Raw genomic sequence first — 1,537 nt, 5'->3', positions numbered from 1 at the left:
CCCCCACACTCGCACCCGGCCCGGGCACGCCACCACGTGCACCGCCGCCAGACCCGGAGTTGCCACCCGCACCACCGCCACCGGCACCACCGCCCGCACCACCGCCAGGCATGCCGCCACGCGCGCCGGGACCGTACGGGCCGCCACCTCGTGCACCCGGGCCACCTGGGCCACCTGGGCCGCCCGGTGAGCCGCCGGTGACCCCACCAACGGGGAGTCCTGGGACGAACCCGGGCTGCCCGGGACCGGGCGAGGGCTGGAACGTGGTCGGCGGGAGCCCACCGGGGGTGTTGATCGCGGGGGGCGAGTAGTCGCTGGGGGTGGTCTGCTGAGGCAGGGACGGGTTCGTAACGGGCCCGCTGACCGGCGGCCCGCCGGCCGGCGCACCGCCAGGCCAACTGACGCCGCGGTACGGTCCGGACTCGCTGCCGGGCCCCGGCTCAGCGTGCTCCGGCACCTCGATGCTGTCGCCGGGGTCGGCGGACCGGCCGCTGTCCGAGGTCACACTGATGTTGCCACCGGCATGGTTGACGGTCGAGTACTCACCGGGCATGTTCGTCTCGTTGTACTGGCTCGCACCGTCGTAGCCGCGGTACACGTCCATGTTGTGGTGCGCGTCGGCCTGGTACGACGTGACTTCGGCCTCGTAGTCGCTGAACGGCACCATCGGGTCGGTGATGTCCATGCTGGGCGGTTCCTCTGGCACCGGTGTGACGTCGGTGGCGGCCCGGTGGTACGACCCGCTCTGCCGATCGAGCAGATCCTCGGCGCGGCTCAGCATGGTCGCACCGTGGTCCGCGGACTCGGCGAGCGGCTGCGCCGCCCCGAACGCTGCGTCACTGGCCGTACCCGACCAGCCACCGCGGATCAACTCACCCTGCTTGCGGATCATGTGGGCGCGTTCGTCTTCCGCTTCCCACTCGGCGCGAGTCGCCGCCTGCGCGTCGTCGAGCTTCCCGGTGCCGCGCCCGGTGGCGAAGTACTCGTAGATTTCGTGCGCCGACATGGCATGGTTGATCCACTTGCCCACGACTACGCCCCTGCCTTCATCGTCTGCAACGCCAGTCCGGCAATCTGGACGGCGACTTCACACGGATCCTTCTGCCCGGCATTCGCCTGCGACAACACGAGATTCAACTCAACCGCCAAGTCGTCGGCCACCCCGACGACGACAGTACAGTTGCCGGTGTTGCGCTGGTCGAATTTTAACCTGATTACTGCTGGATAGCCTTCAATCTTCGGCAGCGCTTTGAAGTACTCCCATTTTCCTTCTTTATTGGCGTCGTATTCCGGGCTCAGGCCGCGCGGATCACCGATAATAAAGACTATTTCGGCTTCGCCGCGTGTTTCCTCGTTGAACCATGTGCATCCGACGCCGAGTAGGACATCTTCCTCGGTTTCGCCGGTGGTTGGGAGGTTGAGGGGTTGGGTTTGGTCTGCGGTGAGGGTCTTGCATGGGTCTTGTTCGTAGCGGGTTGTGTCGAGTGGGTTGTCGACTTTGGGTGCTCCGGCGAAGGGAAGTTCCTCTTCGCCGCTG

2 protein-coding genes are annotated in these 1,537 nt (G+C 67.1%); both read right to left on the bottom strand.

All coding sequences use genetic code 11. The features are described from left to right. Positions 1–1,006, bottom strand: a 1,006-nt coding sequence (locus tag WBA97_RS31910) for a hypothetical protein (RefSeq protein ID WP_424234683.1), incomplete at its 3' end; no start/stop codon positions are given. Positions 1,007–1,032: 26 nt separating this feature from the next. Next, the coding region (locus tag WBA97_RS31905) for a DUF3558 domain-containing protein (RefSeq protein WP_424234682.1) at positions 1,033–1,537 on the bottom strand (505 nt) is incomplete at its 5' end.

Source organism: Actinophytocola sp., assembly GCF_049647105.1.
Taxonomy (GTDB): domain Bacteria; phylum Actinomycetota; class Actinomycetes; order Mycobacteriales; family Pseudonocardiaceae; genus Actinophytocola.
This window is presented reverse-complemented; position numbering and strand designations above follow the sequence as displayed.